The organism is Streptomyces sp. NBC_00443 (assembly GCF_036014175.1).
Lineage (GTDB): Bacteria > Actinomycetota > Actinomycetes > Streptomycetales > Streptomycetaceae > Streptomyces.
Genome location: NZ_CP107917.1, coordinates 6954591 through 6969905, shown reverse-complemented (window position 1 = coordinate 6969905; position 15315 = coordinate 6954591). Strand labels below are relative to the sequence as shown.

The window sequence follows — 15315 nt, the reverse complement described above, 5'->3', positions numbered from 1 at the left end:
CTTTGGCGCCGTGACCGTCCGCCTTCCGCTCTTCCCCCTGAACTCGGTGCTGTTCCCGGGTCTCGTGCTCCCGCTCAACGTCTTCGAGGAGCGCTATCGCGCCATGATGCGTGACCTCCTCAAGACCCCCGAGGAGGAAGCGCGCCGTTTCGCCGTCGTGGCGATCCGCGACGGCCACGAGGTCGCCCAGAGCGCCCCCGGCATGCCGGACCCCACGGCGCTGCCCGACCGCGGCCCGGCGGCCGGCTTCGGCCCGGACCCGGTCAAGGCGTTCCACGGGGTGGGATGTGTGGCGGACGCGGCGACGATCCGGGAGCGGGCCGACGGCACCTTCGAGGTGCTGGCGACGGGCACGACAAGGGTGCGGCTGCTGTCGGTGGACGCGTCGGGGCCCTTCCTGACGGCGGAACTGGAAGAACTGCCCGACGAGCCGGGCGAGGAGGCAGGCGCCCTGGCCGAAGGCGTCCTGCGCGCGTTCCGCCAGTACCAGAAGCGCCTGGCGGGCGCCCGCGAACGCTCCCTCTCCACCACGGCCGACCTCCCTGACCAGCCCTCGGTCGTCTCCTACCTGGTGGCGGCCGCGATGATGCTGGACACCCCGACGAAGCAACGCCTGCTCCAGTCCGCCGACACCGCGTCCCGCCTGCGCGACGAGCTGAAACTCCTTCGCGCCGAGACCTCGATCATCCGTACGCTGCCGTCCCTGCCGGCATCGGACCTGACGCGCGGCCCGACGAGTCTCAACTGAGCAGGAACTGAGCGGAACGACATGGCGAAGAAGTCCAAGAAGCAGCAGCAGTCGGGCGGCACACCGGCGACCGTGGCCCTGACCGCGGCGGGCATCGACTACACGACCCACTCCTACGACCACGACCCCTCCCACCCCTCCTACGGCGACGAGGCCGCCGAGGCGATGGGCGTGTCCCCCGACAGGGTCTTCAAGACGCTGGTCGCGGACGTGGACGGCAACCTCACCGTGGCCGTGGTCCCGGTCGCCGGCCAACTGGACCTCAAGGCCCTGGCAGCGGCGGTCGGCGGCAAGCGCGCCGCGATGGCCGACCCGGCCCTGGCGGAACGCACCACGGGCTACGTCCGGGGCGGCATCTCCCCCCTCGGCCAGCGCAAGAGACTCCCCACGGTCCTGGACGCCTCGGCCTCCGCCCACCCCACGATCTGCATCTCGGCGGGCCGCCGCGGCCTGGAGGTCGAACTCTCCCCCACCGACCTGACCACCCTCACGAACGCGACCCTGGCCCCCATCGGACGTGCGTGACCCCTCGACGAACCCGGACTCCTCGGTTAATTACGAGAGACATGTCGAAGAAAACCCGGAAACGCAAGTGGCGCACCAAGAAGGGCCGCTCGAACCATGGGCGCCGCCCGGCGTAGGGGCGGGCTCTGTAAGGGGGCCTTCGCCTCTCGACGCCGGTCCAGGCATTTCAGCCTGTCCGGCGTTTGAGGACGAGGCCCGTTCAGGGCCGATAGCGGGGGTCTGGGGGCGGCAGCCCCCAGGGCCGGGGTCCGAAGGGGCAGCGCCCCTGGAGGACGGGAAGGGTAGGGGCGGCGGGGGCGAAACCCACCCGGCGTGCCACCAACCCGAACCCGACAAGCCCTACGCCGGCGGCACCCCATACGGCCCCGCCTGCTGATGCCCCTCAGAGGGCCCTGGCCCCTGATACGGCTCCGCATCGCGCGGCCCGAACAACGCCGTCAGCCCAAGGTGCACCACCAACGCGGCAAGAGGCCACGCCAGCCACACCCCTTCGCCCCCAACTTCAACGGCGCCGAAAACGTAACCCCCTTGCCCACATCCTTCGCGTGAGCGATCACATTCTCGGTGGGCCCGAGCCACACCCCGACCCGCCAGGCCAGCAACGACCCGAGAAACCCCCCGACCGCCAGCGCAACCACCAACGGCACACCCCCACGCCGCCGCCACAGGAACACCCCCACCGCACTGACCAGCCCGAACGCAAGCGCAAGCAGAGTGAACGTTCCGTCCACCCCGACAGCCTGCTCCCCCTCGGAGTCCTTGAAGTAGACGACCCAGCTCTTGTCGACGACATCCCCGACCAGAGGCACACTCGGCGCCAGCCACCACCACAGCACCCCGAGCAGTGCCCCGAAGAACGCCACGACCACCGCGACCACGGCGGCCTCTCGCACTTCGGTCTTCATGCCGGGACCGTCCTGTTCGTACGAGCCAGATATGCCGTACGGGCCCTGAGCGCCGTGGTGGCCATGGGAGCCATGAGGACTCGGCGCCCCCGGCGGGGCACCGTACACAGCGTCGTGCGGGGCACCCTGCGGGGCCCCGTAGGAGGCGGAACTCGCGTTCCCACCGGCGGGCGGCTGCCACGCATTGTTCGAGGACTGGTCACGCGGGTGCGGTGGTGGAGTCAGCGGAGCGGTCACCCTGCCATCGTGCCAGGCCGCCCTGTGCGACGCGTCACCGGACGGCCGCCCGGCGGTACGCCCAGGTGGCGACGCCCAGCGAGACGACGCCGAGCATCCCGCACACGGCGAGATCCCCGAGCACGAACGCCCAGTCGGGCCGCTCCCCGAAGGTCCGCGCGAAGGCCTCCACGCCGTACGTCGACGGCAGCAGATCCCGGGTGAACCGGACCGCCTCCGGCATCCGGTCGGCCGGCAGCACCCCCAGCAGCAGGGCCGCGGACATCCCCAGCTGCCCGAGGAGCGTGGCCAGTTCGGGCCGCGGCGCGAGCAGCCCGAGCGCGGCGCCCAGCCCGGCGAGCGCGGCGCCCGCCAGCGGGATCACGGCGACGAGCACCCACAGATGCGCGACCGGCAACCCGAACAGCGCGCACCCGAAGACGGCCGTCACCACGGTCCCCGGCACGGTGAAGGAGGCGTACGCCCCCGCCGCGCCCAGCACCACCGCGGCGGGCGGCACCGGCAGGGTGGCGTAGTGATCGAGCCCGCCGCTGGCCCGCAACTGCCCGAAGTACTGCGCGAGCAGGTTCAGCGCGACGAAGGCGACCACGAGCACGGACGACCCGGCCACCACGGCCTGTGCCTCGGCTCCGCCGTCCACGACCCCGCGCATCAGGATCATGATCCCGATCGACTGGAAGGTCGCCACGAACAGCAGCGGGATGCGCGCGACCCGGGCACGGGACAGCTGGGCCCGGTACACGGCGCACAGCGACGGCCACAGCCGCGCCCGCGGCCCGAGCTCGGCCGCGACCGGACCGGCCTTCTCGTCCACGGCCAGGGCGCTGCCCGGCAGAACCTCGGCGGGTACGACACTCACGTGGCGCTGCTCCCTTTCACACGGGGGTTCACGGGGGAGGTGGCCCTGTTCCGTACGGATACGGATACGGATACGGATACGGATACGGCGGTCAGCGTGCTCAAGCCTTCACCAGCCCCTGCTGTGCGGCGCCGCCCAGCGCCAGATAGACGTCCTCCAGGCGCGGCGTGGCGAGCGTGAAGTCGTCCAGCGCGGCGAAGGCGGCCCCGCCGGTGACGGTGGCGACGACCGCGCGGGCCTCCTCGGGGGCGAGCCGCAGCGTCCAGCGGCGCCCGGACTCCACGACCCGGTCCTGCAGCGCCGCGACCTCGGGCACGTCCAGCGGCGCCCGGTCCCGCCACAGCAGATCGACCCGGACCTCGCCCGCGACGCGCTCCTTGAGCCCGGACGGCGTGTCACAGGCGATCACGCGGCCCCGGTCGAGCACCGCGACCCGGTCGAGCACGGTCTCGGCCTCGATGACGTTGTGGGTGACGAGCAGCACGGTCGTGCCGCGCTCGGCACGGCGCCTGTCCACGGCAGACCACACGGCCCGCCGCGCCACCGGGTCCATCGCCGCGGTCGGCTCGTCCAGCACGAGCAACGGCCGCTCCCCCACCAGCGCGGCGGCGAAGCAGGCCAGCCGGCGCTGCCCGCCGGACAGCTTCTTCAGCGGCCGCCCCGCGAGGGGTGTGAGCCCCAGTTCGTCGAGTACGGCGTCCCGCTCGGCCCGCGCCGCTCGCACGTCCAGGCCGCGCAGCCGCCCGGTCGTCTCGGCGGCGAGCGAGACGGTCAGCTCGTCGAGGGCGGTCGACTCCTGCCCGAGATACGCCAGAATCCGCGCGGCCCGCTCCGGATGCCGCACGATGTCGTGCCCGAGGATCTCGACGCTCCCGGCGTCGGGCCGCATCAAGCCGGTGAGCTGACGCACGAGCGTGGTCTTGCCGGCGCCGTTGGGCCCGAGCAGTCCGAAGATCTCGCCGCGCCGGATGTCCAGCCGTACGTCGTCGGTGGCCCGCACCTCGGGAGTGCCCGGCGCCCCGCGCCGTCCGCGCACGGCCGGGTAGGTCTTGGTCAGCCCACGCAGGGCGCACACGACATCACCATCGTGCCGAAATGCCTGTGCCGCGCGCCTACTCACAAGGGACGAGCCTACGGGGTCCGGACCCCCGTTCCGTGCCCGGGGCGGCCACTGGGCACAAATCGCCTGCTTGCCGTAAGAAATCCGCCGGTAACCCGGAATTCGCCGGGGTCACTCCCCGGCAGGCGCATGCTCCGCGGCCGTGCGTACGTCGACCTCCCGCCAGAACCCGGCACGGATCGCGTACCGGTCGTGCTCGTCGATCTGGTCGTCCTTGTGTGCGAGCAGCCCGAACCGGGCCGCGTACCTGAGCAACTCCCCGTCGATCCGGTGCGGGATCCGCGGATACATCCCGGACAGCTTCTGCAGATTGTTCTGCTCCCCGAGCCGCTCCATCCACCGGCGTGCGAAGACCTGCCCCACCTCGTAGGGATCACCGCCGACGGTCGTGATGTCCTCCTCCCGGTCGGCCCACCGCTGCTCCGCCGTGGTCAGCTGCGCGAGCGTCGGCATGGAGGCGGCGTCCGGCGGTTCGGCCGCGACGCCGGGCCGGTCGACCCAGCCCTTGTCGGAGGACCACCGCAGGGTCGCGCTCGCCGGCGGGGCGGGCGGCACGCCGGGCGCGCGCAGGGCGGCGAGGTCCTTCGGCGTGGGCACGCCCTTGGGCGCGGGCACCCGCTCCTGCGTGCCGTTCTCCGAGGCGGCGGCCTGCGCGTGCTCGGCCTCCTCGGCGGGCCGCTGGGTCGCCGCGCCGAGCGCGGAGTCGGGCAGCGGCGCGGACAGGATCGCGGCGATCTCGGGCCGGGGCACGGGCGGCGGGGCGCACACCCCGGTGAGCTCCTTGGCGCGTACGGCCTTGGTGATCCACGCACGGTCGAGTACGCGCCGCTCGTCCGCCTCGGCGACCAGGTCCTCGGACTGGTTGTAGTCACCGTCCGCGGCCTGGACGGCCCACAGATGTACGGCGACCCCGTGCTCCTTGGCGGCCATCATGCCGGGCAGCAGATCCCCGTCACCGGTCACCAGCACCACGTCCGAGCAGGCGCGGTTGCGGGCGAGTTCGGTCAGCTCGGCGTGCATCGCGGCGTCCACGCCCTTCTGTGCCCAGCGGCCGTCGCTTCGGGTCAGGGCACCGAGCCGGACGGTGACCCGGGGCATCACCCGCAGCCTGCGGTGCTCGGGCTGCGGGACGCGGTCGGGGGCGCCGTCGAACCAGTAGATGCGCAGCAGGGGCTGCTGGGTGTCGGACTCGGCGCGTTCGCGCAGCCCCTGGATGAGGGCGGTGTGATCGACGGCGATCCGGGACCGGGATGGTTCCCCGGCGAGCAGGCTGGCGGCGGCCCCCAGCAGATACCCGGCGTCCACCAGGACGATGCAGCGGTCCACGCGACTCACCCTCTTCCCGGGAGGTTTGCTTTGGGCTTCCTTCGAGTCTGCCCGACCACGCGGGGGTTAACGGGGCGAACTCGATCTTCGGCGTGGCGTTTCGGGGCATCGAATCCCCGGTGCGCCATGCCTCACGCCCCGACAACCGCTGTTACGCACGGTAATTATCCGAAATGCGTTCTTAGTCAGCCTATGTGAATCTGGTCCCGGCCCTGGCCCCTAGAACCCCCACAGGAGGCATCACCATGGCCAAGAACAAGAAGCAGGACCGGAAACAGCCGCAGTCCGAGCGTGGTCAGCAGCAGGCTCAGCAGTCCGCGATGGAGACGCAGACCGAGCAGCGCGCCACGCCGCAGGTGACTCCCGGCGACATGGCCCGCAAAGGCCGGCAGAAGCGCTTCGGTCACAACTGACATCTGCATATCGGGTCGTTGAGACCCAGGCACATCAAGAGGGGCGCACCCCGTACGAGGTGCGCCCCTCTCGCGCATTCAGCGCCGGCGCTCCGGCGCGCGGCCGTTCAGCCCGCCAGACAGGACGGGCCGAGCAGCACCTTCAGGTCACCGAAGAGCGCCGGGTCGGGCTTCACGCGGTGCCGGTCCAGCCGCAGCACCGTCGTCTTGGTCGGGCCTTGGAGCTTGATACGGACCTCACTGTCACCCTTGTGATGGGTGAGGATCTCGCCGAGGCGGTTGACCATCGGCGGGGTGACCCTGGTGGCGGGGATGGTGAGGATCACGGGCGCGTTGGTGCCCGCGTTCGACAGGTCGGGGACCTGGAGCTCCATCGCGACCAGCCGCGGCACGTCCTCGCGCTTGTCGAGGCGGCCCTTGACGAACACGACGGCGTCCTCGACGAGTTGGGTCGACACCAGCTGGTACGTCGCCGGGAAGAACATGCACTCGATGGAACCGGCGAGGTCCTCGACGGTGGCGATCGCCCACGCGTTGCCCTGCTTGGTCATCTTGCGCTGGAGGCCGGAGATGATGCCGCCGATGGTCACGACGGCGCCGTCCGCGTGCTCGCCGCCGGTCAGCTGGGCGATGCCCGCGTCGGCCTTGTCGGACAGCACGTGCTCCAGGCCGAACAGGGGGTGGTCGGAGACGTACAGACCGAGCATCTCCCGCTCCTGGGCGAGCAGATAGGTCTTCTCCCACTCGTCCTCGGTGAAGACGACGTCGAGTCCGAAGCCGGGCTCGCTGCTCTCCTCCTCGCCCATGCCGCCGAAGAGGTCGAACTGGCCCTCGGCCTCCTTGCGCTTGACCGCGACCACGTTGTCGATCATCGGCTCGAAGTGCGCGGTGAGGCCCTTGCGGGTGTGCCCCAGGCTGTCGAACGCGCCCGCCTTGATCAGCGATTCCGTGGTCCGCTTGTTGCAGGCCACCGCCTCGACCTTGTCGAGGTAGTCGGGGAAGGAGCCGTACTTGCCCTTGGCCTTGCGGCTCCTGATGATCGACTCCACCACGTTCGTGCCGACGTTGCGCACGGCTTCGAGGCCGAAGAGGATCACGTCGTCGCCCTGCGCGGCGAAGTTGTGCACCGACTCGTTCACGTTCGGCGGGAGCACCTTGATGCCCATGCGTCGGCACTCGTTGAGGTAGACGGCCGACTTGTCCTTGTCGTCCTTGACCGAGGTGAGCAGTCCGGCCATGTACTCGGCCGGGTGGTTGGCCTTCAGGTAGGCGGTCCAGTACGAGACCAGGCCGTACGCGGCGGAGTGCGCCTTGTTGAACGCGTAGCCGGCGAAGGGGACCAGCACGTCCCACAGGGCCTGGATGGCCTCGTCGCTGTAGCCCTTGTCGCGGGCGCCCTTCTGGAACAGGACGAAGTTCTTCGCCAGTTCGTCGGGCTTCTTCTTGCCCATCACGCGGCGCAGGATGTCGGCTTCGCCGAGCGAGTACCCGGCGATGATCTGGGCGGCCTTCTGCACCTGCTCCTGGTAGACGATCAGGCCGTAGGTGACGGCCAGGACCTCTTCGAGGGGCTCCTCCAGCTCTTTGTGGATCGGGGTGATCTCCTGGAGCTTGTTCTTGCGCAGGGCGTAGTTGGTGTGCGAGTCCATGCCCATCGGGCCCGGACGGTACAGCGCCGACACGGCGGAGATGTCTTCGAAGTTGTCGGGCTTCATCAGCCGCAGCAGCGAACGCATCGGACCGCCGTCGAACTGGAAGACGCCGAGGGTGTCGCCGCGCTGGAGGAGTTCGAAGGTCTTCGGGTCGTCGAGCGGCAGGGACAGCAGGTCGAGGTCGACGCCCTTGTTGGACTTCACCATCTTGACGGCGTCGTCCATGATCGTCAGGTTGCGCAGGCCGAGGAAGTCCATCTTCAGCAGGCCCAGCGACTCGCACTGCGGGTAGTCCCACTGCGTGATGGTCACGCCGTCGGTGTGCCGCACCCAGATGGGGGCGTGGTCGACGATGGGCTCGCTGGACATGATCACGCCGGCGGCGTGCACGCCCATCTGCCGCACCAGGCCCTCGACGCCCTTCGCGGTGTCGATGACCTTCTTGACGTCCGGCTCGTTCTCGTACATCCCGCGGATCTCGCCCGCCTCGCTGTAGCGAGGGTGCGTGGGGTTGGTGATGCCGTCGAGGTCGATGCCCTTGCCGAGGACGTCGGCGGGCATCGCCTTGGTGAGGCGGTCGCCCATCGCGTACGGGTAGCCCAGCACGCGCGCGGAGTCCTTGATGGCGTTCTTCGCCTTGATCTTGCCGTAGGTGCCGATCATGGCGACCTTGTCGGCGCCGTACTTCTCCGTCACGTACCTGATCACCTCGACGCGCCTGCGCTCGTCGAAGTCGATGTCGACGTCGGGCATGGAGACGCGCTCGGGGTTGAGGAACCGCTCGAAGATCAGGCCGTGCGGGATCGGGTCGAGGTCGGTGATGCCCATGGCGTAGGCGACGATCGAGCCGGCCGCGGAGCCTCGGCCGGGGCCGACCGCGATGCCGTTGTTCTTGGCCCACATGATGAAGTCGGCGACGACGAGGAAGTAGCCCGGGAACCCCATCTGGATGATGACGTCCATCTCGTACTCGGCCTGCTTCTGACGGTCCTCGGGGACGCCGCCCGGGAAGCGGCGCTCCATGCCGACCCGGACCTCCTCCTTGAACCAGGTGACCTCGGTGTAGCCCTCGGGGATGTCGAACTTCGGCATGAGGTTCTTGGCCTCGAACATGCCGGTGGTGTCGACCATCTCCGCGACCAGCAGGGTGTTGGCGCACCCCTCCTGCCAGGCGTCCGAGGAGTCGACGGCGTACATCTCGTCCGTGGACTTCAGGTAATAGCCGGTGCCGTCGAACCTGAAGCGGTCCGGATCGGAGAGGTTCTTGCCGGTCTGGATGCACAGCAGGGCGTCATGGGCGGTCGCCTCGTGCGCGTAGGTGTAGTGCGAGTCGTTGGTGACCAGCGGGGGGATGCCGAGCTTCTTGCCGATCTCCAGGAGGCCCTTGCGGACCCGGTGCTCGATCTCGATGCCGTGGTCCATCAGCTCCAGGAAGTAGCGGTCCTTGCCGAAGATGTCCTGGTAGTCGGCCGCCGCCTTGAGGGCTTCCTCCTCCTGTCCCAGCCGCAGCCGGGTCTGGACCTCACCGGAGGGGCAGCCGGTGGAGGCCACGATCCCCTCGGACCACTGGGAGATCGTCTCCTTGTCCATCCGGGGCCACTTCTGGAGCCAGCCCTCGGCGTACGCGTCGGAGGACAGCCGGAAGAGGTTGTGCAGGCCCGTCTTGTTGACGGCCCACATCGTCTTGTGGGTGTAACCACCGGAACCGGAGACGTCGTCGCGCTTCTGGTGCGGCTGGCCCCACTGGATCTTGCGCTTGTTGCGCCGGGACTCGGGGGCGACGTACGCCTCGATCCCGATGATCGGGGTGACTCCGGCCTTCTTCGCGGTGTGGAAGAAGTCGTACGCCCCGTGGAGGTTGCCGTGGTCGGACATGGCGATGTGCGTCATGCCCATCTCGTTGCACGCGTCGAACATGTCCTTCAGCCGCGCGGCACCGTCCAGCAGCGAGTACTGGGTGTGGACGTGCAGGTGCGTGAACGGCGGCTTTGACACGGCGTGGCCTCCAGGGAAAACGCTCGGCGACAGGCTGGCGGACAGTTCGGGGGACAGCGTCGAAGTCTATGCCTCGGCACTGACACTCGGAGGGCTGCCCCGCGTACCTTCACAGCGAGGGACGACGGGCACTTTCGTCCGCCCCCGACCGTTGAAGACGACAGAAACGCTGTCGTACACGTTCATGCACCAGGAGGCACCCAGCGATGTCGGTCCCCAAGCTCAACGGCGAGCAGCGCGGCGACGAGATCCTCGCCGTCTTCGACACCGCCTTCGGCGAGCTCCTGGCCGCCGACCCGGCCGCGTTCCGCGTGAAGTTCCGGAAGATGGCGGCCTCGGCCTTCGCGTTCTACCGCGGCACGGCGTGCCTCTTCTACCACGACCTGGAGCCCGAGAAGCGCGGTGGACCGTACCTCGACGAGCGCACCTCGCGCGTGTGGATCCACGGCGATCTGCACGCGGAGAACTTCGGCACGTACATGGACGCCAACGGCCGCCTGATCTTCAACGTCAACGACTTCGACGAGGCCTACGTCGGCCCCTTCACCTGGGACCTCAAGCGCTTCGCCGCCTCCGTCGCCCTCATCGGGTACGCCAAGGCGCTCGGCGACGAGCAGATCACCGAGCTGGTGCGGATCTACGCGAGCGCGTACCGCGAGCGCGTGCACGCCCTGGCGACCGGCGCCAAGAGCGACGAGGTGCCGCCGTTCACGCTGGACACCGCGCAGGGCCCGCTCCTGGACGCGCTGCGGGACGCCCGCTCGCTGACCCGCTTCGGGCTGCTGGACTCCATGACCGAGATCCGCGACTTCGAGCGCCGCTTCGCGCCGGGTGGCGGCTCCATCGAGCTGGACGCGGCCACCCGCTACAAGGTGCTGGCCGCCTTCGACGGCTATCTGGAGACGCTGCCGGACGCGTCCCTGGACCGCCCGGACTCGTACCGGGTGAAGGACGTGGTCGGCCGCCGCGGCATCGGCATCGGATCGGCCGGGCTGCCGTCGTACAACATCCTTCTGGAGGGCCACACCGACGCCCTCGAGAACGACGTGGTGATCTACATCAAGCAGGCCCAGACCCCGGCCGTCTCCCGGCACATCACGGACCAGGCGCTGCACGACTACTTCCAGCACGAGGGTCACCGCACGGTGATCTCCCAGCGCGCTCTGCAGGCGAACGCCGACCCGTGGCTGGGCTGGACCGAGCTGGACGGCGCGGGCCAGCTGGTCGCCGAGGTCTCGCCGTACGCCGTGGACCTGGACTGGGGCGACATCGACGAGCCGGAGGAGATCGCGGCGGTGGTCGCCGACCTCGGGCGGGCCACGGCCACGATGCACGCGGCGGCGGACGACACCTCCGGCGAGTCCCTGGTGCCGTTCTCCACCGAGCGCGCCATCGACGCGGCGATCGCGGCCGACGAGGACGGCTTCGCCGAGCTCCTGGTCGACTTCGCGCACTCCTACGGCGCACGCGCGCGTGCCGACCACCAGACGTTCGTGGACCTGTTCCGCAACGGCCGGATTCCGGGTCTGTGACGGAAAGGCCGCTCGCCGGCCCTCACCGTCTCTTCACAGGCACCCTTTAGGGGTCTCTTACAGGCCCACGTGACACACTCTCCACCGCTATGGACATATCCGGGACCCAGCTGCGAGCCGTACGCGCGGCGCTGTTCACGTCACTCGTCGTGACGCTCAGCACCGCGTCGCACGTGCTGCTCTCGCGGGCACCCCTGCCGTTGAACACGGTGGCCCTGCTCGCCGCCGCCGTGTTCGTCCTCGCGTACGCCCTGGCCGGCCGCGAGCGGAGCTTCGGGCGGATCGCCGCCCTGCTCATCCCGCTGGAGCTGGCCGCCGACACGATCCTCACCACCGGCCAGCACGTCTGTTACGGCAAGGCGGGCGGACCGGTCGCCGGACCGCTGGCCTCGGTCGGCTGGGACGTCCTGTGCGGCGACGGCACCCGGGTCGGCACCCCGCTGGCCCAGGTCACCGGCACCGACCCGGACAAGCTCGGCGGCCTCCTCGCCCACGCCGACCCGGCCACCGCCTGGCTGCTGCTCGGCGCGCATGTCGGCGTCGGCCTCCTCGCCGCCGCCTGGCTGCGCCGCGGCGAGCGGGCGCTGGCCCAGCTGGTGCGGGCGGTCGCGGCGACGACGTTCCGCCCGCTGCTGCTCGCGGTGGCCGCAGTGGCCGTACGGCTGCCCCGGTCGGGCCGCCGGCTGCCGCGCCCCACCCGCCGGACGGCCGCCGCCCGCAACCGCCTCTTTGTGCACTCCCTGGGACGCCGTGGACCACCGTGCTCGCCCGCCTTCACCTTCGCGTGAACGGCATCTGAGCATCACCTTCCACCCCGTACGTATCTCGCACACACCTATGTGCGCGTCCCCATGGAGAGAACCAACATGAGCAAGCGGAACAGCCAGGCGTCGAAGTCGGCGGCCCGGGAGCGCCTGCGCGCCGAGCGCGAGCGCGAGGCCAAGCGCGCGAAGGTCAGGCGGCAGCTCATCGTCGTCGCCTCGGTCGTCGGCGTCCTGGCGGCGGCCGGCGGCATCGGCTATGCGGTCGTCCAGGCCAACAAGCCCAGCCACTGGGAGTCGCTGACCGATGCCAAGGTCGTCGCACCGGCCAACACCAGCGGCACGAACGGCACGACCGTCGTCATCGGCAAGGACAGCGCCAAGAAGACGCTCAAGCTCTACGAGGACCCGCGCTGCCCGGTCTGCGCCTCGTTCGAGCAGAGCATCGGCTCGACCGTCGACAAGGACGTCGAGGACGGCAAGTACAAGCTCCAGTTCGTCGGCGGCACGTTCCTCGACGACGACCAGATGAAGAAGAACGAGATCGGCGCCAACGGCGAAGGCTCGAAGAACGCGATGAGCGCGATGGGCGCCGCGCTGAACGTGAGCCCTGAAGCCTTCCTGGACTACAAGGCCGCGCTGTACTCGGAGAAGTTCCACCCGCTGGAGTCGGACGACAAGTTCAAGGACGACGACTACCTGATCGAGATCGCGAACACCGTCCCCGCCCTGAAGAACAACGCCAAGTTCGAGAACGCCGTGAAGAAGGGCACCTACGACGCCTGGGCGCTGCAGATGTCGAAGGCCTTCGACACGAACAAGGACGGCGTGACGGGTACCCCGAGCCTCGTCATGGACGGCAAGATCCTCGAGAAGTCCGACGCCAACCAGCCGTGGACGACGGCCGAGTTCAACAAGGCGGTGGACGCGGCCCTCAAGGGCTGAGGTTGCAAGAGGCGGGCGGCAGCGACGAGTTCAGCGCTCTGCCCGCCTTTTGATCTTGTACGGGCAGGTCAACTAAGCTCCCCCTCGCAATCGACCACACATTCGAGGGGGAACTCGATGTCTCGTGTCAAGTCCGCGCTGTGCGCGGTGGCTGCCGCCGGCGCCGCCGCGATCCTGGCCGCAAGCCCTGCAAGCGCCGGCACCAACGTCTCCGTCCACACGACGGATCCCTGGCACGCCGGCGCGGCCGGGTTCATGGCCAACGGTGACGAGGTGACCGTCTGCGACAACCGCTCCGACGGCAAGCGGGCCACCGCGATCTTCGTTTACACAGGGCGGCACTCCAGCGAGAAGGTGAACATCTCGGACACCAACGGCGCCGGAAACAGCTGCGCCGTCAAGAAGTTCGACATCCCCGAGGGCAACCGGGTCCTGCTTGAGGTCTGCGTCCAGGACGGCGCCAACGGTGCTCTCAGGAGTTGCTCGGGGGACAAGGAGGGCAAGGCCTGAGCCGTCGGGGGCCTGGACCGCTGACTACGCGCTGAAGAGCGGGCGAACTTTTGCCAGTTCGCCCGCTCTTGTTCATACCGATCAGTAACCTGATCGGCTGTGACCAGTCGATACAGATCATCCGAGCAGCTCAATTCCCTTACCCCGCGCCGCCGTACGGTCGTCAAGGCCGCGGCGGCGACGGCTGTGCTGGCCGGCCCGCTGGCCGCCGCGCTGCCCGCCAAGGCCGCCGACGCGGCCCCCGCCTTCCTGCACGGCGTCGCCTCCGGTGACCCGCTGCCCGACGGCGTCCTGCTGTGGACCCGGGTGACGCCCGCCCCCGAGGCCACCCCCGGCTCGGGGCTCGGTCCGGACACCGCGGTCAGCTGGGTCGTGGCCCGGGACAAGGCGCTGATGAACATCGTCGCCAAAGGCTCGACCACCGCGAGGGCCGCCTCCGACCACACCGTCAAGGCGGACATACGCGGCTTGGCGCCGGCCACCGACTACTGGTTCCGTTTCTCGGCCGGCGGCACGGACTCCCCGGTGGCGCGTACCCGCACCGCGCCGGCGGCGAACGCGTCCGTCGCGGGCCTGCGCTTCGGCGTGGTCTCCTGCGCCAATTGGGAGGCCGGCTACTTCGCCTCGTACCGTCATCTCGCCGCCCGCAGCGACCTGGACGCCTGGCTGCACCTCGGCGACTACATCTACGAGTACGGCGCCGGCCAGTACGGCACGCGCGGCAAGTCCGTGCGGCAGAACGCGCCCACCCACGAGATCCTCACGCTCGCCGACTACCGCACCCGGCACGGCCAGTACAAGACGGACGCGGATCTCCAGGCCCTGCACGCGAAGGCGCCGGTCATCGCGATCTGGGACGACCACGAGATCGCCAACGACACCTGGTCGGGCGGCGCCGAGAACCACACCGAGGGCGCCGAGGGCACCTGGGCCGCGCGCCAGGCCGCCGCCAAGCAGGCCTACTTCGAGTGGATGCCGGTGCGCCCGGCGATCGCCGGCACCACCTACCGCAGCCTGCGCTTCGGCAAGCTCGCCGACCTCTCCCTGCTCGACCTGCGCTCCTTCCGCTCGCAGCAGGTCACCGTCGGCAACGGCGACGTCGACGACCCGGACCGTACGCTCACCGGGCGGGCCCAACTGGACTGGCTGAAGGCGGGACTTAAGTCCTCCGACACCACTTGGCGGCTGGTCGGCAACTCGGTGATGATCTCGCCGTTCGCGATCGGCTCCCTCACCGCGGACCTGCTCAAGCCGCTCGCCAAGCTGCTGGGCCTGCCGCAGGAGGGCCTCGCCCTCAACACCGACCAGTGGGACGGCTACACGGACGACCGCCGGGAACTGCTCGCCCACCTGCGCTCGAACGCGATCCGCAACACGGTGTTCCTGACCGGCGACATCCACATGGCATGGGCCAACGATGTGCCCGTGGACGCCGGTACCTACCCGCTGTCCGCCTCCGCCGCCACGGAGTTCGTCGTCACGTCGGTCACCTCCGACAACCTCGACGACATCGTGAAGGTCCCCGAGGGCACGGTCTCCGCGATCGCCTCCCCGATCATCAGGGCCGCCAACCGCCACGTCCACTGGATCGACACCGACCGCCACGGCTACGGCGTCCTGGACATCACGGCCGAGCGCGCGCAGATGGACTACTACGTCCTGTCCGACAAGACGAAGCAGAGCGCGACCTCGTCCTGGGCCCGTTCCTACCGCACCCGCAGCGGCACGCAGAAGGTCGAGCGGACGTACGACCCCGTCTGACACGGACGTACGGCCTCGCCGTAGGG

The 15315-nt window shown here is 69.8% G+C and carries 12 protein-coding genes and 1 pseudogene; 8 read left to right on the top strand and 5 right to left on the bottom strand.

Annotated features, from left to right (window positions below; genetic code table 11):
- Positions 1-10 precede the first annotated feature (10 nt).
- Positions 11-748: an LON peptidase substrate-binding domain-containing protein gene (locus tag OHO27_RS31685; RefSeq protein ID WP_328428386.1), complete on the top strand. Its 738-nt coding sequence runs from the start codon at positions 11-13 to the stop codon at positions 746-748.
- A 21-nt stretch (positions 749-769) separates the two neighbouring features.
- A complete protein-coding gene (ybaK, locus tag OHO27_RS31680) occupies positions 770-1273 on the top strand; it encodes a Cys-tRNA(Pro) deacylase (protein ID WP_328428385.1) in 504 nt (167 codons plus the stop codon).
- Positions 1274-1612: 339 nt separating this feature from the next.
- Here the strand turns inward: ybaK and OHO27_RS31675 are convergent.
- The 4 genes and pseudogenes from OHO27_RS31675 to OHO27_RS31660 form a co-directional block, all read right to left on the bottom strand.
- A pseudogene (locus OHO27_RS31675) lies at positions 1613-2415 on the bottom strand (AAA family ATPase).
- A 34-nt stretch (positions 2416-2449) separates the two neighbouring features.
- Complete coding sequence (locus OHO27_RS31670; RefSeq protein WP_328428384.1) at positions 2450-3274, bottom strand: ABC transporter permease; 825 nt, start codon at positions 3272-3274, stop codon at positions 2450-2452.
- Positions 3275-3374: 100 nt separating this feature from the next.
- Complete coding sequence (locus OHO27_RS31665; RefSeq protein WP_328428383.1) at positions 3375-4349, bottom strand: ABC transporter ATP-binding protein; 975 nt, start codon at positions 4347-4349, stop codon at positions 3375-3377.
- Positions 4350-4505: 156 nt separating this feature from the next.
- Positions 4506-5720, bottom strand: coding sequence for an NYN domain-containing protein (locus OHO27_RS31660; RefSeq protein WP_328428382.1), 1215 nt, complete (start codon positions 5718-5720; stop codon positions 4506-4508).
- 245 nt (positions 5721-5965) lie between these two features.
- On the opposite strand from OHO27_RS31660, the gene OHO27_RS31655 reads away from it, so the two are divergent.
- Positions 5966-6133 (top strand): hypothetical protein, encoded by a 168-nt coding sequence (locus OHO27_RS31655; RefSeq protein WP_328428381.1) that lies wholly within the window; start codon positions 5966-5968, stop codon positions 6131-6133.
- 107 nt (positions 6134-6240) lie between these two features.
- Here OHO27_RS31655 and dnaE read toward each other — a convergent pair whose 3' ends face one another.
- Positions 6241-9780 carry a DNA polymerase III subunit alpha gene (dnaE, locus tag OHO27_RS31650; protein WP_328428380.1) on the bottom strand — a complete coding sequence of 1180 codons (3540 nt, stop codon included), beginning with the start codon at positions 9778-9780 and terminating at the stop codon, positions 6241-6243.
- Positions 9781-9986: 206 nt separating this feature from the next.
- Between dnaE and OHO27_RS31645 the strand changes: the two genes are divergently transcribed.
- The 5 genes from OHO27_RS31645 to OHO27_RS31625 all read left to right on the top strand — a co-directional run bounded on the left by OHO27_RS31645 (position 9987) and on the right by OHO27_RS31625 (position 15289).
- Positions 9987-11312, top strand: a complete 1326-nt coding sequence (locus tag OHO27_RS31645; protein ID WP_328428379.1) for a DUF2252 domain-containing protein — start codon at positions 9987-9989, stop codon at positions 11310-11312.
- Between the two features lie 89 nt (positions 11313-11401).
- Positions 11402-12100 carry a hypothetical protein gene (locus tag OHO27_RS31640; RefSeq protein WP_328428378.1) on the top strand — a complete coding sequence of 233 codons (699 nt, stop codon included), beginning with the start codon at positions 11402-11404 and terminating at the stop codon, positions 12098-12100.
- Positions 12101-12178: 78 nt separating this feature from the next.
- Positions 12179-13018 carry a thioredoxin domain-containing protein gene (locus tag OHO27_RS31635; RefSeq protein WP_328428377.1) on the top strand — a complete coding sequence of 280 codons (840 nt, stop codon included), beginning with the start codon at positions 12179-12181 and terminating at the stop codon, positions 13016-13018.
- Positions 13019-13135: 117 nt separating this feature from the next.
- On the top strand, positions 13136-13528 hold the full coding sequence (locus OHO27_RS31630; protein ID WP_328428376.1) for a hypothetical protein: 393 nt from the start codon (positions 13136-13138) through the stop codon (positions 13526-13528).
- A gap of 99 nt (positions 13529-13627) precedes the next feature.
- A complete protein-coding gene (locus OHO27_RS31625) occupies positions 13628-15289 on the top strand; it encodes an alkaline phosphatase D family protein (protein ID WP_328428375.1) in 1662 nt (553 codons plus the stop codon).
- Positions 15290-15315 lie beyond the last annotated feature (26 nt).